The organism is Sphingomonas sp. P3_C5, assembly GCF_056402635.1.
Window position 1 is genome coordinate 772,814 of sequence record NZ_JBFUHA010000001.1, and the last position, 25,511, is coordinate 798,324.

General features: G+C 62.3%; 22 protein-coding genes and 1 tRNA gene. 18 read left to right on the forward strand and 5 right to left on the reverse strand.

All coding sequences use genetic code 11. From position 1 onward, the window contains the following. The first annotated feature begins 10 nt into the window (after window positions 1-10). Window positions 11-3,181, forward strand: a complete 3,171-nt coding sequence (locus tag AC1DVS_RS03755; RefSeq protein WP_478020366.1) for an efflux RND transporter permease subunit — start codon at window positions 11-13, stop codon at window positions 3,179-3,181. 114 nt (window positions 3,182-3,295) lie between these two features. After that, window positions 3,296-4,573, forward strand: a complete 1,278-nt coding sequence (locus AC1DVS_RS03760; protein WP_478020367.1) for a DUF445 domain-containing protein — start codon at window positions 3,296-3,298, stop codon at window positions 4,571-4,573. Window positions 4,574-4,605: 32 nt separating this feature from the next. Here the strand turns inward: AC1DVS_RS03760 and AC1DVS_RS03765 are convergent, their stop codons facing one another. Then, window positions 4,606-5,277 (reverse strand): HAD family hydrolase, encoded by a 672-nt coding sequence (locus AC1DVS_RS03765; protein ID WP_478020368.1) that lies wholly within the window; start codon window positions 5,275-5,277, stop codon window positions 4,606-4,608. A gap of 62 nt (window positions 5,278-5,339) precedes the next feature. Between AC1DVS_RS03765 and AC1DVS_RS03770 the strand changes: the two genes are divergently transcribed. From AC1DVS_RS03770 to AC1DVS_RS03785, 4 genes are read left to right on the forward strand one after another with little or no spacing between them, the layout of a single operon-like run. Next, window positions 5,340-6,446 (forward strand): ABC transporter permease, encoded by a 1,107-nt coding sequence (locus AC1DVS_RS03770; protein ID WP_478021247.1) that lies wholly within the window; start codon window positions 5,340-5,342, stop codon window positions 6,444-6,446. Continuing rightward, window positions 6,443-7,282 (forward strand): ABC transporter ATP-binding protein, encoded by an 840-nt coding sequence (locus AC1DVS_RS03775; protein ID WP_478020369.1) that lies wholly within the window; start codon window positions 6,443-6,445, stop codon window positions 7,280-7,282. Before AC1DVS_RS03770 ends, AC1DVS_RS03775 begins: the two co-directional genes overlap by 4 nt. After that, on the forward strand, window positions 7,282-8,250 hold the full coding sequence (locus AC1DVS_RS03780) for an MlaD family protein (protein ID WP_478020370.1): 969 nt from the start codon (window positions 7,282-7,284) through the stop codon (window positions 8,248-8,250). The genes AC1DVS_RS03775 and AC1DVS_RS03780 overlap by 1 nt, the downstream gene beginning before the upstream one ends. An 8-nt stretch (window positions 8,251-8,258) precedes the next feature. Then, window positions 8,259-8,852: an ABC-type transport auxiliary lipoprotein family protein gene (locus AC1DVS_RS03785; protein ID WP_478020371.1), complete on the forward strand. Its 594-nt coding sequence runs from the start codon at window positions 8,259-8,261 to the stop codon at window positions 8,850-8,852. Between the two features lie 14 nt (window positions 8,853-8,866). On the opposite strand, the gene AC1DVS_RS03790 is transcribed toward AC1DVS_RS03785, so the two are convergent. Then, window positions 8,867-9,727, reverse strand: coding sequence for a peptidylprolyl isomerase (locus AC1DVS_RS03790; RefSeq protein ID WP_478020373.1), 861 nt, complete (start codon window positions 9,725-9,727; stop codon window positions 8,867-8,869). Between the two features lie 98 nt (window positions 9,728-9,825). Here AC1DVS_RS03790 and AC1DVS_RS03795 point away from each other — a divergent pair. From AC1DVS_RS03795 to AC1DVS_RS03805, 3 genes are all read left to right on the forward strand, one after another. Further along, a tRNA-Ser gene (locus tag AC1DVS_RS03795) sits at window positions 9,826-9,916 on the forward strand. A 115-nt stretch (window positions 9,917-10,031) separates the two neighbouring features. Next, window positions 10,032-10,442: an Arm DNA-binding domain-containing protein gene (locus tag AC1DVS_RS03800; protein ID WP_478020375.1), complete on the forward strand. Its 411-nt coding sequence runs from the start codon at window positions 10,032-10,034 to the stop codon at window positions 10,440-10,442. Between the two features lie 19 nt (window positions 10,443-10,461). Then, entirely contained in the window at window positions 10,462-10,749 is a 288-nt protein-coding gene (locus AC1DVS_RS03805; protein WP_478021249.1) for a hypothetical protein, read from the forward strand. Window positions 10,750-11,327: 578 nt separating this feature from the next. On the opposite strand, the gene AC1DVS_RS03810 is transcribed toward AC1DVS_RS03805, so the two are convergent. After that, a complete protein-coding gene (locus AC1DVS_RS03810) occupies window positions 11,328-12,461 on the reverse strand; it encodes an SGNH/GDSL hydrolase family protein (RefSeq protein ID WP_478020377.1) in 1,134 nt (377 codons plus the stop codon). Window positions 12,462-12,953: 492 nt separating this feature from the next. On the opposite strand from AC1DVS_RS03810, the gene AC1DVS_RS03815 reads away from it, so the two are divergent. Both AC1DVS_RS03815 and AC1DVS_RS03820 read left to right on the forward strand, forming a co-directional pair. Further along, the gene (locus AC1DVS_RS03815) at window positions 12,954-14,432 is read left to right on the forward strand and encodes an MBOAT family O-acyltransferase (protein ID WP_478020379.1); all 1,479 of its coding nucleotides are present in this window, start codon (window positions 12,954-12,956) and stop codon (window positions 14,430-14,432) included. 94 nt (window positions 14,433-14,526) lie between these two features. Beyond that, window positions 14,527-15,585 carry a hypothetical protein gene (locus tag AC1DVS_RS03820; protein ID WP_478020381.1) on the forward strand — a complete coding sequence of 353 codons (1,059 nt, stop codon included), beginning with the start codon at window positions 14,527-14,529 and terminating at the stop codon, window positions 15,583-15,585. A gap of 6 nt (window positions 15,586-15,591) precedes the next feature. Here AC1DVS_RS03820 and AC1DVS_RS03825 read toward each other — a convergent pair whose 3' ends face one another. Then, the gene (locus tag AC1DVS_RS03825) at window positions 15,592-16,527 is read right to left on the reverse strand and encodes a class I SAM-dependent methyltransferase (protein ID WP_478020382.1); all 936 of its coding nucleotides are present in this window, start codon (window positions 16,525-16,527) and stop codon (window positions 15,592-15,594) included. A gap of 258 nt (window positions 16,528-16,785) precedes the next feature. Here AC1DVS_RS03825 and AC1DVS_RS03830 point away from each other — a divergent pair, with 258 nt between their 5' ends. Beyond that, window positions 16,786-17,025 carry an acyl carrier protein gene (locus AC1DVS_RS03830; RefSeq protein ID WP_478020383.1) on the forward strand — a complete coding sequence of 80 codons (240 nt, stop codon included), beginning with the start codon at window positions 16,786-16,788 and terminating at the stop codon, window positions 17,023-17,025. A gap of 20 nt (window positions 17,026-17,045) precedes the next feature. Then, complete coding sequence (locus tag AC1DVS_RS03835) at window positions 17,046-18,941, forward strand: HAD-IIIC family phosphatase (protein WP_478020385.1); 1,896 nt, start codon at window positions 17,046-17,048, stop codon at window positions 18,939-18,941. A 277-nt stretch (window positions 18,942-19,218) separates the two neighbouring features. Here AC1DVS_RS03835 and AC1DVS_RS03840 read toward each other — a convergent pair whose 3' ends face one another. Then, window positions 19,219-20,136, reverse strand: a complete 918-nt coding sequence (locus AC1DVS_RS03840) for an NADP-dependent oxidoreductase (protein WP_478020387.1) — start codon at window positions 20,134-20,136, stop codon at window positions 19,219-19,221. Window positions 20,137-20,625: 489 nt separating this feature from the next. Between AC1DVS_RS03840 and AC1DVS_RS03845 the strand changes: the two genes are divergently transcribed. The 5 genes from AC1DVS_RS03845 to AC1DVS_RS03865 all read left to right on the forward strand — a co-directional run bounded on the left by AC1DVS_RS03845 (window position 20,626) and on the right by AC1DVS_RS03865 (window position 25,330). Then, window positions 20,626-22,500: a copper resistance system multicopper oxidase gene (locus AC1DVS_RS03845; RefSeq protein ID WP_478020388.1), complete on the forward strand. Its 1,875-nt coding sequence runs from the start codon at window positions 20,626-20,628 to the stop codon at window positions 22,498-22,500. Continuing rightward, window positions 22,497-23,630 (forward strand): copper resistance protein B, encoded by a 1,134-nt coding sequence (locus tag AC1DVS_RS03850; RefSeq protein WP_478020390.1) that lies wholly within the window; start codon window positions 22,497-22,499, stop codon window positions 23,628-23,630. Before AC1DVS_RS03845 ends, AC1DVS_RS03850 begins: the two co-directional genes overlap by 4 nt. Before the next feature lie 32 nt (window positions 23,631-23,662). Next, entirely contained in the window at window positions 23,663-24,238 is a 576-nt protein-coding gene (locus AC1DVS_RS03855) for a c-type cytochrome (RefSeq protein ID WP_478020392.1), read from the forward strand. Between the two features lie 42 nt (window positions 24,239-24,280). After that, window positions 24,281-24,724, forward strand: a complete 444-nt coding sequence (locus AC1DVS_RS03860; protein WP_478020393.1) for a DUF305 domain-containing protein — start codon at window positions 24,281-24,283, stop codon at window positions 24,722-24,724. A 96-nt stretch (window positions 24,725-24,820) separates the two neighbouring features. After that, entirely contained in the window at window positions 24,821-25,330 is a 510-nt protein-coding gene (locus tag AC1DVS_RS03865; protein ID WP_478020395.1) for a DUF2231 domain-containing protein, read from the forward strand. Window positions 25,331-25,511: the final 181 nt, after the last annotated feature.

Genomic DNA, 25,511 nt, shown 5'->3' on the forward strand with positions numbered 1-25,511 from the left:
GACTAATGCCATGAGTTTCCGCAACATCTCCGCCTGGTCGATCCGGAATCCGATCCCGTCGATCGTGCTGTTCTTCATGCTGACGGTGGCTGGCATTGTCAGCTTCAGCACGATGGAAGTGAACAACGATCCCGATATCGACTTCCCGGTGGTGATCGTCTCGATCAGCCAGCCGGGTGCGGCGCCGACCGAGCTCGAAACCCAGGTGACTCAGCAGGTCGAGGCAGCGGTGCGCAGCCTTCAGGGCATCGACGAGATCGATTCGACCGTGACCGAGGGCAATTCAGTCACCGTCGTCCAGCTCAATATCGGTACGCCGATCGACCGGGCGGTCGAGGACGTGCGCAGCGCGATCCAGCAAGTCCGCTCCAATTTGCCCGATGGTATTCTCGAACCGCAGATCGCGCGCGCCAACACCACCGGAAACGACCTTGCGAGCTACGCCGCAGTCAGCACCGACATGACAGTCGAGCAGCTGAGCTGGTATATCGACAATAATGTTTCAAAGGCGCTGCTGTCGGTTCCGGGCATGGCCACGGTCGGCCGCAACGGCGGTGTCAACCGCGAGGTTCGCGTCATCCTCGATCCTGCCAAGCTCCAGGCGCAGGGACTGACGGCGAGCCAGGTCAACCAGCAGCTTCGTCAGGTGAATTTGAACGCTGCGGGCGGCCGCGCCGAGATCGCCGGCTCCGAGCAGTCAGTTCGCGTGCTCGGCAACGCCAAGAGCGCCTATGACCTCGGGCAGACCCAGATCGCTGTCGGCAACGGCCGGTCGATCAAGCTGTCCGACATCGCCCAGGTGCGGGATCTCTATGCCGAGCAGCGCTCCGCATCCGAGATGGACGGCCGCCAGGTGCTGAGCTTCGACTTTCAGCGGTCGAAAGGCGGATCCGACGTCTCGGTCTTTCACGGCGCCGTGGCGAAGCTCGCCGAGCTCGAGAAGCGCAATCCGAAGGTTCATTTCCAGCTCATCTTCAACGAAGTGAAATACGCCGAACAGCAATATAATTCGGCGATGGAAGCAATGGTCGAGGGTGCCATCCTCGCGGTGTTCGTCGTCTTCCTGTTCCTGCGCGACTGGCGCTCGACCGTTATTTCGGCGCTCGCCATCCCCCTGTCGGCGATCCCGACCTTCTGGTTCATGCAGTTGCTCGGCTTCAACCTCAATCAGATGACTTTGTTGGCGCTGAGCCTCGTCGCGGGCGTGCTGGTCGATGATGCGATCGTCGAGATCGAGAATATCGTGCGCCATATGCGGATGGGCAAATCCGCCTATCAGGCATCGATCGACGCCGCTGACGAGATCGGGCTGGCGGTGCTCGCGACCACCATGTCCATCGTCGCTGTGTTCCTGCCGGTCGGCCTGATGCCGGGCATTTCGGGCCAGTTCTTCAAAAATTTCGGCCTGACCGTCGTCGCCTCGGTGCTGATGAGCCTTGGCGTCGCCCGCCTCGTGACGCCGATGATCGCCGCCTATTTCCTGAAGGCGAAGGGTCAGGCCTCGCACGGCGAGGGGCCGTTGATGGACGCCTATATGGCGACGCTCAAATGGACGCTTCGCCACCGCTGGTCGGCGGTCGTCGGCGGCGTCGTGTCCTTCGCTCTGACCATCTATCTGTTCACCGTGCTGCCGATGACCTTCCAGCCCGATCAGGACCAGGACGCCAGCACTGCGATGGTCGAGATGGTGCCGGGAACGACCCTGGCGGAGACCCAGGCGGTAGTGCGCAACGTTGCCAGCCTCCTGCAGAAGCAGCCCGACGTCGATCACACCTATTCGCGCGCCTTTGTGGGCAATGGCCGGGTGACTGCGATCTTCAAGCCCAAAAAGTCGATGAAGAGCAACGATTTCGAGCGGTCGCTCGCGCCGCAACTGGCGCAGATCTCTGATGCCCGCGTCTCTTTCCGGTCGAACGGCGGCTGGGGCGGCAGCGGGCGCGACCTGACGATCACGCTCGGCGGTGACGATCCCAAGACGCTGAGCGCAACCGCGATCCGCCTCGTCGAGCAGATGTCGAAGCTGCCGGCGCTGGTCGCGCCGCGCATCACCGGAGACCTGCAGCGGCCCGAGATCGTCATCAGGCCCCGGATGGATCTCGCGGCCAGCCTCGGCGTAACGACCCAGGCGTTGTCGTCCGCCATCAGGATCGCGACGCTTGGCGATATCGACCAGAACAGCGCGAAATTCTCGCTGTCCGATCGCCAGATTCCGATCCGTGTCGCGCTCGATCAGAATGCGCGGCAAAGACTGTCGACGATCCAGAACCTGCCGGTTCAGACCGCTACCGGCGGATCGGTACCGCTAAGTCTCGTTGCCGAGGTCGGTCTCGGTGCCGGGCCAAGCAAGATCTCCCGCGTCGCGCAGCAGCGCCAGATCACGATTGGCGCCGATCGCGGGCTTGACGCCAAGGGCAAGCCGATCGTCAGCAGCGTCGCTCTGGAACAGATTCACGCGCTTCCCGTGATGAAGAACCTGCCGGTTGGCGTCAGCGAGCTCACCCTCGGCCAGGCCAAGTGGCAGGCGGAGATGGTCAAGAACTTCCTCATCGCGGTCGTCGCGGGCGTCTTCCTGGTGTTCGCGGTGCTGGTGCTGCTGTACCGTCGCCTTCTGCCACCGTTCGTCAACATGCTGTCGCTTCTGGTCGCGCCGCTCGGTGGCCTGATCGCGCTGCTGATCGCCGGCGATCCCGTCTCGATGCCGGTCTATATCGGTATCCTGATGCTGCTCGGGATCGTCGCGAAGAATTCGATCCTGCTGATCGATTTCGCGCTCGAGGAGATGAACAAGGGAGTCGACATGACGATCGCGGTCATCGATGCCGGCCACAAGCGCGCCCAGCCGATCGTCATGACGACGGTGGCGATGGTCGCGGGCATGGTGCCGACAGCGCTGTCGCTGACTGGCGACGGTTCCTGGCGCGCGCCTATGGGCATCGTCGTGATCGGCGGCCTTATCCTGTCGACCGTGCTGACGCTGGTGATCGTTCCGGCAAGCTTCAGTCTCGCGGTCGCGATCGAGGCGTGGGCCGGGCCGAAGATCGGGCGTCGCCTGCTCACCTATCGTCCAGGCGATGACGGGCGGCCGGTGATCGACAATGATCCGGTGCCACCGAAGCTCGGCGGCCAGCCCGGGGCGATCATCCACCGGGGCGGTGATGAAGAGCCACAGCCGGCTGAATGAGCTCGCTGCCTGAGCAGCGGAATGAAAGGGAGTCCGGCCGCGTGATCTGGCGGGGCCGGACCCCAAATCGACTCAGGCCTTGAACTATCCCCGCTTTCGGGGATTGTTCTGCATATGAAACTGCTCGCCCGCGCGCCCCGCTCCGGAGAGCCGATCCCAGCCGGGCTGCGCCGCATGCGCTGGATCGCGACCGGGCTGCTCGTCCTGATGGCCGCGATCTTCCTCGCGACGCGCCAGTTCGGCCCCGATTTCGCGCGCGCTCACCCCATTATCGGCTTCATCCGGTCCTTTGCCGAGGCCGCCATGGTCGGCGGGCTCGCTGACTGGTTCGCGGTCACGGCGCTGTTCCGCCATCCGCTCGGCCTGCCGATCCCGCACACCGCCATCATCCCGCGCAACAAGGATCGCATCGGCGAAACCCTCGCTGCTTTCCTGCGTGATAATTTCCTCATTCCCGGCGTGGTCGCGCGGCGGATGCGCGGGGTCGATGTCGCGGCAGCGGCCGGGCGCTGGCTGGCCAGCCCCGGCGGCACGCAGGGGCGATTGCGCAAGGGCGCTTCGCGCCTCGCCGCCGATATGCTCGAGGCGTTTGATCAGCAGCGGCTCGGCGGCATGGTCAAGGCGACGATCGGCCAGCGCCTGCGCGCCCTCGATATCGCGCCCCTGCTCGGCCAGGCGCTGACCGCCGCAATCGCCGAACAACGGCACGCGCCCTTGCTCGACGGCATCATCCGCTGGGCGGCCAAGGTGCTCGCGGCGAACGAGCCGATGATCCGCGCCATGGTGCACGACCGCGCCGGGACGGTGATGCGCTGGACCGGCCTGGACGAAACGCTCGCCAACAAGATCATCGACGGTCTCGACAAGATGGTCAGCGACATGGCCACGGATCCCGACCATCCGCTGCGCGCCAAGGCCGAGGAAGGGCTGGTCGCGCTCGCCCATGATCTCCAGCATGACGAGCGGATGCGCGAGCGGGTCGAGGCGGTGAAGGCCGAGATCATCGAGAACCCGGCGATGCAGCGCTGGCTGGACGGGCTATGGGAGCAGGCGCGCACCAGGATGCTCCGCGTCGCACGCGATCCGGATCAGGCGCTCACCGGCCAGCTCGGGGTCGCGCTCCGCCAGCTGGGCGAAACGCTGCAAGAGGATGCGATGCTGCGCGCGACGATCAACCGCTTCGTCCGCCGCGCAGCAGTGGGCATGGCGGCGGATTATGGCGACGGCATCGTCCGGCTCGTGTCGGAAACGGTGCGGGGCTGGGACGCGCGCACGATCACCCGGCGGCTGGAAAATGCGGTCGGCCGCGATCTTCAATATATCCGCGTCAACGGCACGCTGGTCGGCGGGCTGGTCGGCCTCCTCCTCCACACGGTCGATATATACCTGTGAGGCGCAACCCTTTGCTGACCCGCCCGCGCGACCTATCGCTCCCAGTCGACGATCGGCCAGCCGCGCTCGCGCGCCAGCTGGCGGAGCGGACCATGCGCGTTGACCGCAAAGCCCTGGTCCGCCCATTCGAGCACGGGCGCGTCCGAAACATGATCGGAATAAAAACGGATCTGCGCGTCGGTGCGCTTTATGCCGTTCGCCTCCATCCAGGCTTCGATCATCCTGAGCTTGCCGGGGCCGTAGCAATTCTCGCCCGAGATGCGGGCGCGCAGCCGATCCTCGATCCGCTCGACCTCAGTCGCGATAACATCGTCGAAGCCGAGCCGGTCGGCGATCGCGCCCGCGTAGAAACGATAAGAGGCAGTCGCCATCACCAGCCGGTAACCGGCGGCCCGGTCGGCGGCGATCTGCGCCCGTGCCCCCGCAAACACGCCCGAGGCGGCAATGCGGCCGGCAAAATGTCCGGCGGCCCGCTTGGCATCCGCGTCGCGCATCCGGTGCCCGAGCAGGAGCCGCTGAGTCATCTGCTTCAATTGCCCGCGATCGATCGCCTTCACGCCGTACGCGGCGGCGGCCACGCCCGCGAGCGGCAGCAACGCCAGCCGCCACGGCGCCTGGCGCCGCGCCGTCTCGATCAGGAAAGCGGTCCAGGTCGGCGCATGGGTGATGGTCCGGTCCATGTCGTAAATTGCGAGCTTCGTCATCGTTTCGCCTTACGCTGCATGCAGCTTGCCGATCCAGCGCGATTGCACCAATGATGGTTGATATGAACGAGATGGCCGCCTTCTCGCATGAAAGCGTCTCCGGCGGCGATGTCGTTCGCTTTACCGGCAGCCTCTCGCTCGCCCGGATCGGCGACCTGCCGGAGCGACTGCGGCGCTATAACGGTCAGGTCGCGGTGGTCGATCTGAGCGGCATCGACCGGATCGACACGATCGGCGCCTGGGTCGTCCACCGTTTTGCCGCCGAGCATGGCGCCCGCATCGAAGGGCTCAATGCCGATAGCGAGCATCTCCTGCATCAGGTCGAGGCGGCCGATCAGCCCGTCGCGATGCGCCGGGTGCAGAGTAGCGGTTTCAACCGCATCGTCGGCGAGATCGGCGATGCCGTCGTCATCTCGATCAAGACGCTTTACGGCCTGCTCGGCTTTCTCGGCGGCACAGTCATCGCGTTCGCCAATGTCATCTGGTATCGCCGGCTCCGCTTCAACGCGACCGTGCAGCGCTTCGAGGTGGTCGGCGTCACCGCGCTCGGCATCATTGGCCTGATGAGCTTCCTGATCGGCGTCGTCATCGGTCAGCAGGGCGCGGTCCAGCTCCGCCAGTTCGGCGCCGAAATCCTTACGATCAACCTGATCGGCCGCATTACGCTGCGCGAACTCGGTGTGCTGATGACGGCGATCATGGTCGCCGGGCGCTCGGGCTCCGCCTTCGCGGCGCAGATCGGCACGATGAAGCTCACCGAGGAAATCGACGCGATGCGCACCATCGGCGTGTCGCCGATGGAGGCGCTGGTGCTGCCGCGGGTGATCGCGTCGGTGGTGATGATGCCGTTGCTCGGCTTCTATGCCTCGCTGTGGTCGATTATCGGGGGCGGGCTGTTCTGCTGGATATCGCTCGACATTCCGCCGGTCACCTTCATCCAGCGCATTCGCGAAGTCGTGCCGTTGACCGATCTGTATATCGGGCTGCTGAAGGCACCCGTGTTCGGCGCGATCATTGCCATGGCCGGCTGCTTCCAGGGCATGCTGGTCGAGGCCGATGCTGAGCAGGTCGGCATTCGTACCACGTCCGCGGTCGTTCAGGCGATCTTCCTCGTGATCGTCCTCGACGCCATGTTCGCTGTGTTCTTCACCGGGATCGGCTGGACATGAGGGGCGAGAATGAGGCCGTCATCACGGTTCGCGGCCTGAAGAACAGCTTCGGCGATCAGGTCGTCCATGAAGGGCTCGATCTCGAGGTGAAGCGCGGCGAGATTTTCGGCGTTGTCGGCGGGTCCGGCACCGGAAAATCCGTGCTGATGCGTTCGATCATCGGCCTTCAGGTTCCCGACGACGGCGAGATCACGGTGTTCGGTGAGCCGACCACCGATCTCGACGAGAATGAAGCGGTCAATATCCGGAAGCGCTGGGGCGTGCTGTTTCAGGGCGGCGCCCTCTTCTCGACCCTGACCGTCGCCGAGAACACCCAGGTTCCGTTGCGCGAATTCTATCCCAAGCTCGATCAGGCGCTGCTCGACGAGATCGCCGCCTTCAAGGTGGTGATGAGCGGCCTGCCCGCTGACGCCGGGCCGAAATATCCGGCCGAGCTTTCGGGCGGCATGCGCAAGCGCGCCGGTCTCGCCCGCGCCCTCGCGCTCGATCCGGAACTGCTGTTCCTCGACGAGCCGACCGCCGGCCTCGATCCGATCGGCGCGGCTGCGTTCGACGAACTCATCGCCTCGCTCCAGAAGACGATGGGGCTGACGGTGTTCCTGATCACGCATGATCTCGATACGCTCTATGCGATCTGTGACCGGGTCGCGGTTCTGGCTGACCAGAAAGTCATCGCGGTCGGCACGATCGACGAACTTCTCGCGTTGGACCATCCGTGGATCGAGGAATATTTCAAGGGACCGCGCGGGCGGGCCGCCACCGCAACGCTGGAGCACAACCAGCAAGTCGCGGCCGCGGCCGGAGCGAAGTCGACAGGATTAGGGGCTAGGAACTGATGGAAACCCGATCGAACCATGTCCTGGTCGGCGCTGTCGTGCTGATTCTGCTCATAGTGCTGGCGCTTTTCTTCGTCTGGCTCGCCAAGGTGAATGGCGGCGCGGAAAAAGAATATGACATCTTCTTCAAACAATCAGTCGACGGCCTGAACAAGGGCTCGACTGTCTCCTTCTCGGGTGTTCCCTCGGGCCAGGTGACGACGATCGCGCTGTGGAAACCCGATCCCCAGTTCGTCCGCGTCCGCATCACGGTCAAGGACGAGACGCCGGTGCTCGAGGGTACGACGGCAACCATCCAGTGCAGCTTCACCGGCACCTGCACGGTGCAGCTCGATGGCGCCGTGAAGGACGCCCCGCCGATCACCTGCCCGGCCGACGACGCGAAAAATGCCTGCCCGATGGGCGTGCCTGTCATCCCGACAAAGCAGGGCGGGCTTGGCGCGCTGCTGAGCTCGGCACCGCAATTGCTCGAGCGCCTGTCGACGCTGACGGAACGACTGACCGAGACGCTTTCGGACAAGAACCAGGCCTCGATCACCGGCATCCTCGCCAACACCAACCGGCTCACCAAGGCACTTGCCGATCGCGGGCCCGAGCTGGCGCAGACCATCGCCGAGACACGGATTGCGATCCAGAAGGCGGGCGACGCGGCGCAGCAGATCGGCGTGCTCGCCGGCACGACCAATACGCTGCTCAGCGACGATGTCCGGCCGGCGGCGCAGAACCTCAACAAGGCAGTCGCCGCCGCGCAGCACAGCATGGAATCGCTCGATGCGATGATCGGCGATGCCCGGCCGGGGGTTCAGACTCTGTCGAAGCAGACGATTCCGGAGGTCGGCCAGCTCGTCCATGATCTGCGCCAGATGTCGACCGCGCTCACCTCGGTCGCCGAGAAGATCGATCAGGGTGGTGCCGGCTCGCTGCTCGGCGCGCCGAAGCTCCCCGACTATAAGGGCAAGAAGAAATGAGGTTCCCGATGCACCCCCGCGGCCTGAAATTCTCGCTTGCCCTGCTGGCGATGGCGCCGCTCTCGGCCTGTGTCAGCTTCGGCGCCAAGCCGCCGCCCTCGTTGCTGACGATCACCTCCGCGTCAGCGGTGCCCGCGGGGCAGACCCAGTCCTCGGCGAATGCCAAGACCATCACCATCCTCGTGCCGGCGGTGTCGCAGGCGCTCGCCACGCAGCGCGTGCCGGTCCAGACCAGCGACACCTCGCTCGCTTATGTCGTAAATGCGCAATGGGTCGAGCCGCCGGCCCGCCTGTTCGCCCGGCTCCTCTCCGATACGATCGCCGCCAGGACCGGCCGTGTAGTGCTGAGCACCGCCCAGTCGCTGAGCGATCCAGGCGCGCGCCTTACTGGCGAGCTACGCAGCTTCGGCGTCGAGGCGGGGACCAACCAGGCCGTCGTAATCTATGATGCGGCGCTGGTGCGCGAAGGCAATGTCGTCGAGAAACGGCGCTTCGAGGCGCGGGTCCCGGTTTCCGAGATCGCAGCGGACAGCGTCGGCATCGGCATCAACCAGGCAGCAAACCAGGTTGCGGGTGAAGTGGCTGACTGGGTCGGCCACTGAGTTTCATCTGAGCGTCACTTCGCGCCAACCCGGCGTGCAGCGAGCGGCAGGTCGCAGATATCGATTCCACCGAGCCCGATAGTCGGCGGGGCAGGGTTTTCACGCAGCCTGATATAGGCGGCGAAGCGTTCATTGTCGGTCGATCGATATTCGAACTGCGGCCGCTCCGCCTTGGGCAGGTCGCTTGCGATGCGGACAGAGACGATCGGCGTGCGCTCGCCCTCAGTGGCATATACGCCAAGCGGCGCGTCGCTCCGCGGCAAGGCCGAGAGATATTTCATCCCCTCGATGATCCGGCCGACGATCGTATAATTGCGATCGAGCCGGCGCGCGCCGCCAATCGGCGTGAACAGCTCGGCGCCGCTCCCGGTATCGGGCGAGGCGTCGCGCGCTACGCCGACCGTGGCATAGCAATGCGGGATCCAGCTCTGCGCGCCATTCCCCGTGATCGGCCACCCGTCCGCGGTCACGCCCGATATATGGGAATAAGCGTCATCCCTGCTCAAATGTTGTGCGAACGGAATGGGGGCGAAATCGAACTCGGCCGCCGGGACCTTCACGATGCTGTCCGGCAGCGGCTTCTTCTCGGTCGCATCCCCCCATTGGGTGACCCAGTTCTCCTGCACGCGGTAGACGCTCGTCCCGTCCCACCAGCCCGCGCGGGCGAGCTTGCGGATATTGGCGACATGCTCGGGCGCGAGCCGTGCCGCGAGGCGGATCACGACGGTCCGATTGCCGCTGAGCGTCACGACCATCAGCTCGTCATCGGGGATCGGCCGCCAGTCCGCAGGCGCGGCGTCCGAGGGGAGTGGTGGCGCGGGCGGCGTGGGCGCGGCCTGCATGGCGGCGAGCACGGCGAGGAAGGGGATCAGCATGAAAGCTGTGTGGCATGAAGCGCCGCGCCCGCGCAATCGCCAGCGGCTTGCGCGTCCGCGCGCGAGCCTCTAGGGCCTGCCCTCCTGCCAGGGAATGCGGAGCGGTGGCCGAGTGGTCGAAGGCGCTCGCCTGGAAAGTGAGTATACGTCAAAAGCGTATCGAGGGTTCGAATCCCTCCCGCTCCGCCATTCCTGCCCTTTCTAGGGCTGCAAAAACCCTGAAAATCAGCGGTTTTTTGTTCCGCTAGATTCCACTCGATCCCGCACCATCCCACACGGAGTGTGGGGAGGATGCGGCGAAACGATGGGTAAACTCACAGCCGTCACGATAAGATCGTTGACGCAGCCCGGCCGCTATTCGGATGGAGCCGGCCTTTGCCTCGAAATTAACGGCAAGGGCTCAGCGAGCTGGATCCTTCGCGTCCAGTCACGCGGAAAGCGAGAGGATATCGGCCTCGGCTCCGCCAAGTCGGTGTCGCTCGCCGATGCGCGCGATGCAGCCTTCGTGGCAAGGAAGAAGATTGCGCAGGGGATCGACCCGCTTGCGGAGCGGAAGGAGGAGCGTCTGATGATCCCGACTTTTCGCGAGGCGGCGAAGAGCGTCCACAAAGAGCATGAGGAGGGTTGGAAGAACGTAAAGCATCAGAAGCAGTGGATTGCCACACTTGAGCCTATGCCTTCCCCATTCTTGGGATCGCCTCGTGCGCGAGATTGAGGGTCCGCTCATCACCACGGTGCTGGCGCTGATCTGGCTGAGCAAGCCAGAAACTGCACGCCGGGTCCGGCAGTGGATCGGACCTGTGCTGGACTGGTCCCACGCGAAAAGGCTTCGATCGACCGAAGCGCTGATGCGCTCTCTCTCCAAAGGACTGCCTCGCCAAGGGTCCTCTTCGTGTCCACCTCGTGAATCTATGCCTATCGAGGATGAAGGCGTTTGCCGATCTCAGACACGGATTTCTCAAGTTGATATAGGATCTTTTGGCGGCAAGCTTACAAGTCTACGAGCTAAAGGTCGCCAGTGATATCCAAGAATTGGCGGCGTCGACGGTCCCGATGACGTAAGCGCGCGATCAAGGTCATACGCAGTGCTCCGCCGACGAAAGCGGCAACAAGCAGCCCGAGCAATAGATATCCAACGATCGTGCGGTCCATGATACCTTTTAGCCTATCTACCCATGGCAGCAAGCCTCGTTCTGGCGGCTGCTCGGACATGGGGAGTGACCCAATCTCCGACGTTTTCATATCGGGAGCAGTGGGTTGGCCGCGATGGGGGAATAACGAACGAGCCGCAAACACGCTCGAAAAACGCCTTCAGTCCGGAGGTGAAGCGAGCGGCGATCGGGCGGTTTATCGTTTGGGCCACTCATCCTTTTGCGTGCCATGGATCAGAAGATCCGAGGACCTGTTCCCTGCCACATTTGCCACATCGGCATCTTGCTCTCGCAGGCCGACGAGCCTGATCATAGGACATGGTGCCCATTCGCCATTCAAGGTACCTGACCTGGTCATCCCGGGATGAGACCACCATCCGGCCGGCGGCGAGTTAGATGCTGGCTGACCGAGCCCAAGAGCGGTGCCCTGGAGCGGATTTTGGCTTCGTTCAAAGAGCATGTAACTGGCGCGCAGCGATTTTGGCACCGCCTGAAGCATTTGGGTGAATGCCGTCATCGGTATCGACTCCTTTCCTGGGGTCGATCCAGCCATCGGTGTTGACGTATTTAATGTTTGGATCGCCCATAGCCTCAACAGCCGCCGCTATGGCCGCATTGTAGGTTAGACGTTCCCGCACCCAGTTGACCTCAGGTGGGATGCCACGGCAGTAAATCTTCTGCCCGCGTTTGAGGGCCGTACGGAAATTGGCAAGCATCTGCTGATAGGCGGCTTGAAAAGTGGTTAGCTCGACCGCCGCCCGCATGTCCGCTGCGCCGGCCCAGATGAAGACGCGCGCTGGGAGAACGGGCAGAATAGTAGTGGCTGCTGAGGTGTTATCGCGGAGGAAGGTGGAGACGCCCACGCCGCCAAAGCCGACTAACAGGGAGGCATGTCCTGCCGCCTTTGCAATTTGATAGGCATCGCCGCGCCGGGCGTCGAAGAACAAGCCTGCCGATGTACCTGTCTCCTGCGCGAGTGAATCGCCATACGTGACATCAAGGGGCAAAGCGATGTGCTTCACCGCGTCGATACGGTCGACCATCAACGCATAAATGTACGTTGGTCGCCCGACCTGGACAGGGTCAATCTCATATTCGTGCGAGCCGGAGAGCCCTGTCGCCAACGACACGACATCCATGCCGGCAGAGGCATTCGAAGGCGTCACGTCAGCAATTGGCTTGCCATCCTGTAACAAGATCAGGCGGCTGGGATTGAGGTGGTTGTACTGCCAGAGCCGAATGGATTTTGTAGTTGCCTTGAAGCGGAGCCCGAAGCCCGCGCCAGTCGGCCAAGCCATGATCGGAGGCGATGCCCCATAAATCGTCGTGCTGTATGGTCCCATGCCATCGAGCGCGCCGTACGTGGAATAGGGGGGAGATCCGAGAACGAAGGCGTCAGGGATATTGGGCGGTGAATTGACATTAGCCTCGGGACGCAGCCCGCTCGACGCGGCGACGCGACGCAGGTCGTTCGTGACAGTGTGGAAAACGGTGGCGAAGGACCAAGGCATCACGACCGCCGGCACGCCGACCCCGACCAGCAACAACCCGGCCAAAACGTAGCGCAAAACCGGACCAGTCATCATGCCTCCGATTCGAGCAGATACTTGCGCGTGCGCTCATAGCCGCGTTTGACACGGGCGTCGTTGAAAGAGTGAGATTGGTTATGCTGGCTCGGTGCCGCGCTCCCCCGACGGCAAGAGTGTGCAGCATATGAAGACTTCAGATTTCGCTAGGCAAGCACTCGCCTCGTTTGTAAGGCACGCGCGGCAATTTGTTGGGGTTGCCGCGCACAAATCATAGTTTCCCTCATGTCGTCCGGAGCCCCTGTAAAACATGTTCTTCTCGCCGATGCCGCTCTTGCTCAGCGACTTGGCGGGGGGCGATCGTGCCGAACCTCACCGTTGGTTGCAGGGTGGGACGGTCCCAAGGCGTGATAGCAATACGAGCATCCTATTTGACGCGATGACGGCCGCTATATGATCTTTAGCGACCCCACATTCCTTTTTTTGTTCTTCCCCATATTTGCGATCACATTCTTCGGAATGGGACGACGCTTCGGCAATGATGCTGCCTTGACGACCATCTTCGTCGCATCGCTTTTATGTTACCTTCCTTGGGGCATTTTGCCGTTTACCCTGCTTGCATCGTCCATCGTCCTCAATTTCAGCTTTGCCGCGTGGCTGTACGCACCGGGCCTTGAGGAAAAACAGTCGACCAGGAAATCTATCCACCTCGTCGGGCAAGTCGTTAACTTCGCCGTATTGATCTGGTTCAAATACCAGATTGTCCAGTATTTGTGGGCTTTGAACACCGGCGATCGTACGTTCCTGATGATGCTGATCCCGGCTGGTATTTCCTTTTATACGTTTCATCAGGCTGCGTTTCTCGCTGACGCATATGCCAGAGAGGAAAACGTTACCCGGCTGCTCGCCGGGGGACGCTCGCCGAAAACATTGCTGACATCGTTTGCCCGATACGGTGCGTTCGTCTCGTTCTTTCCACAGCTGGTGATAGGTCCCATCACCTATCTTAAGGAATTTTACCCGCAGGTGACGGTCCGCAGATTTGGGCGCTTTAGCGGGATCGACGTCAGCATTGGCCTTGCCCTGATCGCGGCGGGCCTGTTCAAGAAGCTCGTTCTTGCCGACAACCTCAGCTACGTGACCACGGTCGTTTTCACTGCATCGGAAGCTGGCGCGCGCCTTGGTGCCGGCGGAGCGATGACGGGAATGCTGGCTTATTATGCGCAGTTGTATCTCGACTTCTCGGGCTATTCCGATATCGCCCTCGGCCTCGCACGATTTTGCGGTATCCGCTATCCGATCAACTTCTTCTCACCGCTGAAGTCGGTCGGGATCATTGATTTCTACCGCCGCTGGCACATGACGCTGACACGGGTGATCTCGCGCTTCGTCTTTCAGCCTATGTCGATCAAGGGCACGCGTCGATCGACGCGATGGCCCAAAAAGTACCGCCGCCTGGCAAGCCTGTGGCTCCCGCTTCTGCTCAATTTCGAGTTGATCGCCTTGTGGCATGGCGCGACCATGACATTCGCCTTGTTCGGATTGTTGCATGGGACCTGGTATATCGCCGAGACCGAGGTGAGGGCGACGCGCTGGTTCAAGGCGTGGCGCGCGCGGTCAAGTGCTCTGCTGCGGCAGATTCTGGGTCGGCTGATCTTTACATTGCCGATGATGGCGACCTTTGCACTCTTCCGGTCGGAGACACTCGCCGGATTCGGCCACCTGCTTTATGCCGCGACGGGGTTGAACGGCGTGCCGCTGTCGGAAGGGGCTGAGAGCTTTGGTGTTCGCTATTATGCCGTGCTTGGCGTCTGCTTCGTCGTCATCGGCTTGCTGCCGAACTCGATCGAGTTGATGCGACGGTATCGACCTGGCTTGCTCCCTTACATCAATCCTCTCTCTCGGACCGCGGCGATGCTGCCCGTCTGGCGCCCGACCTGGCCGTGGGCAATATTGTCTGGAGCTTTCGCGATCGCGGCGTTGATGTTCCTGTCCCGGCAGCCACCATTCCTCTATCAGGGCTTTTGATGTGGCCCAGCAAGCTCGATCCAGGTTCCTCTATCCGCACATCATCATCGCGCTTCTGATCCTCGTCGGGTTTTGGGTCGCGTTCGCCTTTATCGTGCTGGTCGATCCGCTCGACGTCTACTCATGGGGGTCGACGCCTAAGGTCGATGAAGCAGCCTCGGTTGTGGACCATCCGGAGCTGATGCTGCCACGGTCTGCCGATCCGAAGAGCGATCTTTTGATAATCGGGGATTCGACCTCGGCGATCTTTACGCCGGATGTCGTTCGAAAAGCGATCCCGAGCGTCAAGCGGCCTCTCAATCTCAGCTATGGCTTTCCGCAACTGGGCGATACCGATCTATTGCTGCGGCGCGTCGCGAAGAGGTCAAGGGCCGGCTGGATCATTCTGTTCGTCGGGCCTGCCGACTTGACGCCGATCACGATGATGCGGTCTGGCATACCGACCTATCTGCTGAACAGCACGCCTCTCGACGATTTGCGCTACATCAATCCGGTAAGCATGAAGCTTGCCCTCGATGTCGCACGAGGCAAGACACTCTACGCAATGCCCCCGGGCATGGGGCGGGGCGGATCGCCCGACGATGCTAAAATCGCCGCCTTCCAGACGCGGGAATCGATGCAGGCGTTGAAGAAGCGGTTGGTCGAGGCGCGAGGTCAACTGGCTGCGCAGCCCTATACGCGCGATTGCGGCGGCCAGGTCGGCGTCAACCAGGTCCTTGTTCCGTTCTTGCGCGAGATGTCCGCCAGGGGCGTGCGCATCGACGTGGTATTCACGCTGACTTCAAGAGCGGTGTACGGCCAAATCCTCGAAGATCCTGTCGGCGCTCGCCTCTTTCCACCCGACATGTTCGGGGGCGAATCCATGCTTCGGCGCTGCCTGGTGCTCACGGCCGGTGCCTTACCCCATGTGACATTCCACGCCTTTGACGATGATCGCATGATCGGCGATCTCGCGAATTACAAGGACGCAGCCCATTTCAGTTCGACTGCGCAGGCCGGATATATATTTGGTGAAATTAGTAGAGGCGGGCATTCGATTACGCCGGCTACAGTGGAGAGCTACATAGCGAAATTCAGGCGCGAGACTCTTGCCTATCAAGGGTATAATTCAAATTTCCCAGAGCTTTACCGGAGCGACCTCAATAGGCACTAAGCGTCTCTAGCGCTTAATGCCCACTACGATACATGAAACGCTCTTGTTGCGTTTGATCGCATGCTCCAGGGATGCGCCCGTTACCGGGAAGAAAGTCGCCTGCTCGATCTCGAAGCCCTGGTCCTCGACGAACGTCACGAACTCCTCCGTCGTGCGCCACAGATAGATATGGTCGGGTGCCGGACTGTTGATGGGCGCGTTGATGAAGATGCGCCCCCCTTTGCGAAGCCCCGCGTGTAGCGAGCGGAGGGCCTTGTCGGGAGCTTCCAAATGCTCGAGAACTTCGCTGATTACCGCAGCATCATATTTTTCGACGTGGCTCGGCGCGGCGAGTACGTCTTGCTCAACGATTGAAATGTCGCGCGTGACGCCAAGCTTGGAAAGCGTTGCCTTGGTCTCGGCGATGCTCGATTTGCTGACGTCCCAGGCCTCGAGCGAGCCGATGTTGGGTTGGCGCGAAGCAAAGAACAGGAACAGCCCATGGCCGGGTCCGACCTCAAGATAATCCGACCCTTGAGGGAGCGAGGCCAGGAATGAGGTTCGGTAGAGATCAAAAGCTTGTGCGTGCGGGCCCCACAGAATTTGCGAAATCAGAATGCCGCGAACATAGCGCGACATGTAGGTCGAATCGCCATAGACCTCCCGAAAAGCGTCGTCGAATGTCGACAGGCGATAGGTTTTGTGCCGAGCGAAGTAGATTTCCTCTTTAAGAAACTCTTCGCACATCCATCGATAGTCACGGCAATAGCCATGAAGTTCCTCACCGACAATGGACACTACCAATTCAGCGACCTCGTCCATGCGTGCCCGAAATTCTGGCGTATCCTTCAGAAATCGCGCGTTGCAGTAATCGAGATGTTCCGGCCAAACCTCCAGAACAGCGTTGACAATTTTCCTAATTGCCGGCGACCCTGACAGGGAGTTCAAAATATCCATCGACATGTCTCTCGCCGTAGTTTGGGCGTCTGGCCCGGCCCCGCGCCGCTCTAGCTAGGGGCTTCAACCCTGTCCAGCGTGCGCAACAGTCGGCAGTATGGCGAGGCCCACTGGTCCGCTGACGGCGAGCGGCGCCCGCAAAAGATTTGCACCACCAAAAGCAATTGCATATGGCGGCCAGCGTCATAGCGAGTGCGGGGCGACCGTCATGCCGCCGCTTGCAGGCGGTACCCGATCCGCCGAAGCGATCATCTGGAGTCATCCGTGGACAAGCAAGAAATGCTGGAAGTGATAACGTCGACGATCCGCGACGAGCTCGACGATGATACGGTTATGTTGACGCCTGAAACTTCGGCCAGTGACGTTGAAGGTTGGGACAGCCTGGCTCACGTCCGCATCATGGTGGCGATCGAGGAACGGTTCGGCGTCCATTTTTCGAACAGCGAGATAACGAGCATGAAGAACGTCGGTGAGCTGATCGCCCTGATTGAATCCAAGCGCTGACGCCTCATCTTTCTCCCCAGATGTTCAACCTTTGGGAAATGCCATGGCTGCCGGTAGCGCCCGCTGATTTTCGGCAGCGCTGCAAGGCATTTACGGAATCCGAGCCAAAACTCGGAGAGCGTCTGATCGCTCTGGCGGCTCAGCGCGCGGACTCCGCACAGTCGCGAGCTTTCGCCAAGCTGCTTGCCCGCGTCCACGCAACGGGTACTTCGCTGGATCCGATGGCACCGATGCGGATCGCGGTGTTGGGGTCGGGAACGCTGGACATCCTGGCGGATGCGCTTCCGATCGCATGCGCGCGCCACGGGATCGCGGCGACGTTGACCTTGGGAGAGTATGACCAGCTTGTCCAAACAGCATTAACGCCGGGATGCGCCGTCTGGGCGAGCAAGCCAGAAGTTATATTCGTGCAGTTCGACCATCACTGGCTGGGCTTCGACCGCTTCGCGGCGGACGGAGGCGCCGCAGAGGCGAGCGAGGCAGAGGATCGGGTCGACACGGTGCTCGCCGGCATTCGACGCAACAGTGAGGCCCATATCATTGTCACGAACGTCGCTGTTCCGCCCGGTGCTCTTTTTGGCAACCTGGATCGGGCGATCAGTGGGACGATCCGACGCTTGGTGAACGATTTCAACCAGGCGTTGGAACCGATCGCAGGCCGGTACGGCGCAACAATTTTGGACGTTGCGGGATTAGCTGAGCAGATCGGAACCGGGCACTGGTGCGATCCAGTGTTGTGGCATCAATATAAGATCCCGTTCGCGGCCAACTGCGCACCGGTGCTCGCAGACACTCTGGCAAGGGCGATAGCTGCGGGACGCGGAAAGGGGCGCAAATGCCTCGTTCTCGATTGCGACAATACGCTTTGGGGCGGTGTCATTGGTGACGATGGCATTGATTCAATCAGGGTCGGCACGGGCGATGGCGAAAGCGAAAGCTTCCTGGCCATCCAGCGCCTGGCCCTCGATTATCGAGATCGCGGCGTAATTCTCGCGGTTTGTTCCAAGAACGATGACCAGGTCGCGATCGAGCCCTTCCGCGATCACGAAGGCATGTTGCTGCGGGAGGGACACATTGCTGTCTTTCAAGCGAACTGGACCGACAAAGCGACCAATCTCGAGGCTATTGCCCGGACACTTAATATCGGTGTCGATGCTCTGGTGTTCCTTGATGACAACGCTGCTGAGCGAGCCCAGGTTCGGGCGGCCCTTCCGCTCGTAGCGGTACCGGAATTGCCGGCCGACCCGGCATATTATCCGCTCTATCTGTCGAGCGCCGGCTATTTCGAGGCGCTTTCGTTTTCCGATGAGGATAGCAATCGAGCGGCCAGCTACGCGGCCAATGCCCAGCGTGCGAAGGTGATGGAAACGGCGCGTGACCTGGGCAGCTATTTGGACGCGCTGGGCATGTCGATCGCTATACGCGCGTTTGATCCGCCGGGGATCACAAGAATCAGCCAGCTGATCAACAAGTCGAACCAATTCAATTTAACGACAAGGCGTTATAACGAAGCAGAGGTCAGGGCCTTCGCCAATAATTCGGCGATGATAACGATGCAGACGTGCTTAAAAGACAAATTTACCGACTTCGGAATGATCGGGGTCGTGATCGGGCGTCTTGACCCGCAATCGGATGTCATGGAAATCGATAGCTGGCTGATGAGCTGTCGCGTCCTGGGGCGCAAGGTTGAGCACGCGATGCTCAATGCACTGATCGAAAATGCTCGCGCGAGAAACGTGGCGACAATTAGATCTTTTTACCTTCCGACAGCCAAGAATGGCATGGTCGCTGATTTCTTTGACTCGCTGGGCTTTCGTCGGACAGCGGAGGCTTCTGACGGCGCTCGCACTTATCTCCTCGATGTCAATGATTTTGTCAGTTTTGACGTGCCCTTCAAGCAGCCCGACCAACTCTGACGGGAGCAAATAGCCTAGTTGCTCGTCCAGCGGCTATTCTTCTCCATCAAGCCTGAGCGATCCAGCCGGCCACCGTGCGCACACGGCGCGATAGGCCTTGTCGCCCAGGACAACGCGCCGGGGCTGAGATGATCGAGCAGTTGATCGGCCATTGGTCCATCATGGGCCTGCCCGCCGCTCAGGCCGAGCCGGACCGGGAGCCCTTGAACCCGATAACGAAACCCCGTTTATGAGTTCACGACCTGGTAGACGAAGTGAACTCGCCCGTCCCAAACTGTCATAGCCGAACGTGGATGATCGTCTTGCCCGTGCGACGCGTGGTCGGGTTGAACGCGGCGACGGCGTCATCAAGGGATGAGACGTTGCCGATGTTTGTCCGTAGCCGCCCGTCCCGCACCCGCTGGACGATCTCGTTCAGTTGGGTACGATCGGACTCGACAACGAAGTCAACCGCTCGGCCGTTGACGGGCTGCGCCTCTACCGGCCCGACAATCGATACCAATGTTCCGCCGGGTCGAACCAGGCCCGCAGAGCGCTTCCCGATGTCGCCGCCGATGAGGTCCAGCACCAGATCGACTTTGCCAACACCGTCTAGGACATCATTCTCAAGGTCGACAAATTCCTGCGCGTCGAAGGCGAGTGCCTTCTCGCGGTCGGCGGCCCGTCCTGTGCCGATGACGTAGGCTCCGGCCTCGCGTGCGAGTTGCGTCATCATCGAACCGACCGCGCCGGCTGCCGCGTGGACGAGAACGCTCTGCCCCGCCCGAAGGCGGCCGTGATCAAACAGTCCCTGCCACGCGGTCAGCCCCGAGATCGGCAGGCTTGCGCCCGCCGTGAAGTCAACGTCACCCGGCAGCGGTGCAAGGTTGCGTGCCTCGACGGCCACATACTCCGCCAGAGTTCCGTCGCGATACCAGTCGGTGAGGCCGAACACCCGTTGACCTATCGACAGCCCTGTCGTGCCATAGCCAAGGGCGGTGACCACTCCCGACACCTCGTGACCGGGGATCGATGGCGTCCGCTCACGATTGGCTCGGTCTGTCCAGGTCGAGGGCCAGGTCAGCTCAGTCGGTACGAAGCCCGACGCGTAAACCTGAACGACGACATCGTTTATCGCGGCTTGCGGCTCGGGCCGTTCCATCAGCGTCATCCCGGCCGTTCCCGCAGCCTGATCCGTTACCACGATCGCCTTCATATGATTCTCCATCGTCAAAGGGCTTTGGCGGGTGCCACAAGCCGACGGCGGCCGAGACTGCCCGCTCGTCGGAACCAGCCCGAAAGAGGCTATCCGGAGCGGACAACGACAGCAGCAAAAGTAGAATGTCCGCCTTCGGGATCAACGCGAGTCGATGCAAAATGGCTGAAATCGGACGCATTACGGACACTAGCGATCCCGCACCGCTCCATAAAATCTCACCAACAATGTGGGGAAAGATGTGGGGTCCTGGCGCGCGGGCTTTAAAATATATTTTAAAATCAATAGACTATGGGGAATCTGGGATTCCTCCCGCTCCGCCATCGCCCTTCGCCGGCGTACGCCCGTCCAATCGCCACAAAACAGCCGCCTCTTGACCCTGACACGATGTCACACCCCATCTTCTTTTCTGAGGAGGTGGCGAGCGATTCGAGATCGCCCGGCATATGCCTCTCGAACGCGTTGAAGACCCGAAAAGCTGGAAAGACCATGAAAGAAGCGATCGACCGCCGTCAGCTGCTGCGCGGTGCGACCCTGACAGGTGGCGGGCTCGCGCTCGCCGCCTGGATGCCCGCCTGGGCGCAAAGCGTGTCGCCCGGCCTCACCGCGCCGCTGCCGATCGTCTCGGGCGAAGACATCACGCTCAGGATCGCGCGCCAGACGATGATGATCGACGGCCGGCCGTCAAAAGCGATCGGCATCAACGGCACGGTACCCGCGCCGCTGATCCGGCTGCGCGAAGGCCAGACTGTCCGGCTCCATGTCGTCAACGATCTCGATGAGGAAAGCTCGATCCACTGGCACGGCCTCCTCGTGCCGGCGCAATTCGATGGTGTGCCGGGCGTCTCCTTTCCCGGCATCAAGCCGCGCTCGACCTTCACTTATGAATTCCCGATCCGCCAGTCAGGCACCTATTGGTACCACAGCCATTCGGGCTTGCAGGAACAGCTCGGCCACTACGGGCCGATCGTGATCGATCCCGCCGGCGCCGACCCAATCCAGTCCGATCGCGAGCATGTCATTGTCCTCTCCGATCACAGCCCGATTGCGCCCGAGGCGATCTTCCGGCGGATGAAGCTCGATCCCGGCAGCCTCAATTTCCAGAAGCAGACGCTTGTCGGCCTGCTCTCCGGCAGTGACCAGCCGCTCAAGGAGCGGCTCGACTGGGGCCGCATGCGGATGGACCCGACCGATATCTCGGACGCGACCGGCGCCGCTTATACCTATCTCGTCAACGGCCATGGTCCGCGCGACAATTGGACTGCCTTGTTCACGCCGGGCCAACGGGTGCGGCTGCGGTTCATCAACGCCTCGTCGATGACGACGTTCAATGTCCGCATTCCCGGGCTCACGCTCAGCATCGTCCAGGCCGATGGTCAGAATGTGATGCCGGTCGAGGTCGACGAGTTCCAGATCGGCGTCGCCGAGACCTATGACGCGATCGTCACCCCCGCCGGGGACCGCGCCTATACGCTGGTCGGCGAGGCAGTCGACCGCTCGGGAATGGCGCGCGCCACGCTTGCGCCGCGCACCGGCATGGCGGCCGAGGTCCCCGCGCTGCGAAAGCGCCCGCTGGCGACGATGAAGGACATGGGGATGGACATGTCCGGGGGCATGAAGCCGCCGCGAGACGTCGACCCGAGCGCCGAGCAAAATGATTCCGCGAAGATCGCGACGGGACCGGCGGCGATGCCGGGCATGGCCCATGGCGCGATGTCCGCGACCAAGACGGGCGACATGCCGGGCATGGATCATTCCGCAATGTCCAGCACGGACGCGGCGCCAATGAGCGGCATGGACATGAGCGCCATGACAATGCGCGACTTCTCCAAGGCGCCACAGGTCCATAAAGGGCCGGGCGTCCAGACCATCGCGCCGATGCCAATGGATCGGACCGGCGAACCCGGACAGGGCCTCGAGGATGTCGGCCACAAGATACTCGTCTACAAGGACCTGATGGCGCTGGTGCCCAACCCGGACGTCCGCGCACCGTCGCGCAGCCTCGATATCCACCTGACCGGCAACATGGAGCGCTTCATGTGGTCATTCGACGGCATGACAATGTCAGACCATATGACGCCGATCCCGTTCGTCGAAGGCGAACGCGTACGGATCAATCTCATCAATGACAGCATGATGGCCCATCCGATCCACATCCATGGCCATTTCTTCGAGCTGGTGACGGGCCACGGCGATCATGCGCCGCGCAAGCACACGGTGATCGTCCAGCCGGGCGGCAAGGTGAGCTGGGATTTCACCGCCGATGCAGTCGGCGACTGGGCTTTCCACTGCCACCTTCTCTACCACATGAATGCCGGCATGATGCGGATCGTCAGCGTCCGCCCGCGCGGAGACGCAGCATGAGCCAGCTTCTCGCCGCGCTCGCGGCCACCAGCGCGCTCGCAATGCCCGCCTCCGCCCAGCACATGCCGGGGATGCCCGGGATGAAGATGCCCGCGCCGGCCAGCAAGCCGCCCGCCGCGAAAGCCGCGGCGAAGAAGCCGGCGGTAAGGAAGACTGCCCGCAAACCCGCCGCACATCACACCCCCGCCCGGCACACGGCTCCCACCACGTCCGCTCCGGCTGCGATGCCGGAGACGCATGGCTCGATGCCGGGCATGACCATGCCGGCGACACCGGATGCATCGACACCCGCGGGCCCGCAGTCGATGCCTGGAATGGACATGCCAGGCGCCCATGACGGGCACGATATGTCGGCAATGCCGGGGATGGCGCCGACCGGAACCGCACTCCCGGCCGGCAACGCACCTGCGCCCTCGCCGCCGATGGATCATTATGCCGATCGCTTCTTCCCCGCCTCCGAGATGGAGCGTGCGCGCGCCGCGATGATGCGCGAGTCTGACCAGACCCTCTACCGGGTGATGTTCAACCTCGCCGAGTATCAGGCGCACAGCGGCCGCGACGGCTATCGCTGGGATGGGGAGGCGTTCGTCGGCGGCGACATTAACCGGCTCTGGCTCAAGTCGGAGGGCGAGGGCAGTTTTCGCGATGGCGTCGAAAGTGCCGAAATCCAGGCGCTCTACAGCCGCGCGATCGATCCCTATTTCAACCTCCAGGCCGGGGTACGGCACGACTTCAAGCCAGGCCCGTCGCGCACCTATGCGACGATCGGCTTCGAGGGGCTCGCGCCTTATCGGGTAGACGTCGAGGGCGCCCTGTTCCTGAGCGACAAGGGCGATCTGCTCGGCCGGCTCGAAGGCTATTATGATCAGCGCATCACCCAGCGGCTGGTCCTGCAGCCGCGCATCGAGCTCAATCTGTCGGCGCAGGACATGCCCGCGAACCGGCTTGGCTCCGGCCTGACCGATGCCGAACTCGGCTTGCGCCTGCGCTACGAGATCAGCCGGCAGTTCGCGCCCTATATCGGCGTCTCCTACGAGGCAAAGACCGGCCGCACCGCCGACTTCGCCCGCGCCGACGGCAAGGATCCGACCAGCACCAGCTTCGTCGTCGGCCTACGATTCTGGTTCTGAGCCGCCGCCCGGACGGCAAAAGGAGGAAGACGATGGATAGAGAGACGGTGCGGCGCCACTTGCCGAGCTTCCCGTTCGTCGGGGCAATCGCGGCGCTGCTGCTGCTTTTCGCCGCCGCCTTCGTCTATTTCGGGATCTACAATATCGCGGCCGACGCACCGCATTCCCCTGCGATCTATTCGTTGCTCGATAGTCTGCGCGACCGCTCGATCGCCGTTCGAGCGCGCGGCATCGCGCTTCCCGCCGACCTGAATTCGCCAGGGCGCGTCGCGGCGGGCGCCGGCCTCTATGCCGAGATGTGCTCGAGCTGCCATCTCGGCCCCGGCGTAGAGCGCTCGGAGCTGAGCCAGGGCCTCTATCCCCCGGCACCCGAACTCGCCAGGGCGGGGAACTTGAGTGCGGCCGAGCAATTCTGGATCATCAAGCACGGCGTCAAGCTGAGCGCGATGCCGGCATGGGGCAAAACCCATCCCGATCCGCTGATCTGGGACATGGTGGCGTTCGTGCGCCGCCTGCCGGGCATGTCGCCCGCCGAATACAAGCGCCTCGTGGCCAGCGCGCCGGAGGATCATGACGAGATGATGAAGGATATGCCCGGCATGAAATGAGCACCGGGACAGGGGCGGGCGAACCTGAACGGAGAAAGAGCGATGAAGAACGCCTATGCCAGCCTCGCCCTGCAAACCATCGTCAGCGGCATCATCATGTATCTGGTGATGTTCGTGATGATCGACAATCTCGGAAGTTTCTACAACAATCTCAACATGTTCTATATGACGCTGATGATGGTCGCGCCGATGGTGCTGCTGATGGTCCTCGCTATGAAGCACATGTTCCCGTCCAGGGCCGCCAACGCCGCACTGCTGGCCGGATCAGTCATTGTCTTTCTTGGAAGCTTCGCGCTGATCCGCACTCAGACCACCATCGGTGACCGGCAGCTCCTGCGCTCGATGATCCCGCACCATTCGGGCGCGGTGCTGATGTGCACCCAGGCACCAGTCAGGGATCCCGAGGTCGTTGCGCTCTGCGGGCGGATCACCAAGTCGCAGCGTGAAGAGATCGCCGAGATGAAGGCGATTCTCGCGCGGATGTGAAGACATTGGCGCCGCATCGCTCACGCTTGAGCGGCGGTGCGTTGCCTGGAACCGCAGCCGGACGCGAGCGTGTAGCGAAAATAAGCGCGACGTGCCGTGCCCGAGAGGAGGCAACCATGTCCACAAAATCCACTCACTAACCCCAAATCTACCGCGAAGATCGGCGGGCATCCGATTCATCCGATGCTCGTCCCCTTCCCGATCGCCGGCTTCGTCGGCGCCTTCGTCACTGATATCGTCTATTGGCGAACGTCCGACCCGCTATGGGCCAGCTTCTCCGGCTGGCTGCTCGTCGCCGGCCTGGCCATGGCGGCGCTGGCGGCTATCGCCGGGCTGATCGATTTCCTCGGCAGCGCCCAGATCCGCGCGCTCAGGCCGGCCTGGATCCACCTCATCGGCAATGTCACCGCAGTGGTGCTGTCGCTGATCAACGCCTTTGTCCATTGCCGCGCCGGATATGAAGCGGGCAGATATGAAGCGGCCAGATATGAAGCGATCGTGCCGACCGGCCTCATTCTCTCGGGCCTGGTCGTGGCCATCCTGCTGGTCACGGGCTGGATGAGCTGGGAAATGGTCTATCGCAACCGCGTCGGCATCGCCGATTGAGCAGCACCGGCGGCACGGTGCACGGCAGCGCCGGGGGCCCAGCTGTCTCGGGGAATGGGTGGCGGCTGCCGTGCACCTCCTGGTAACACGCAGGGCGCACCGCGGTCTTTAACGTGGGTTGCCGTGGACTGGGCGGGACGCTGCCACCGCAGTTTCCGCCGCCCATGGTGTCTCTTCAGCA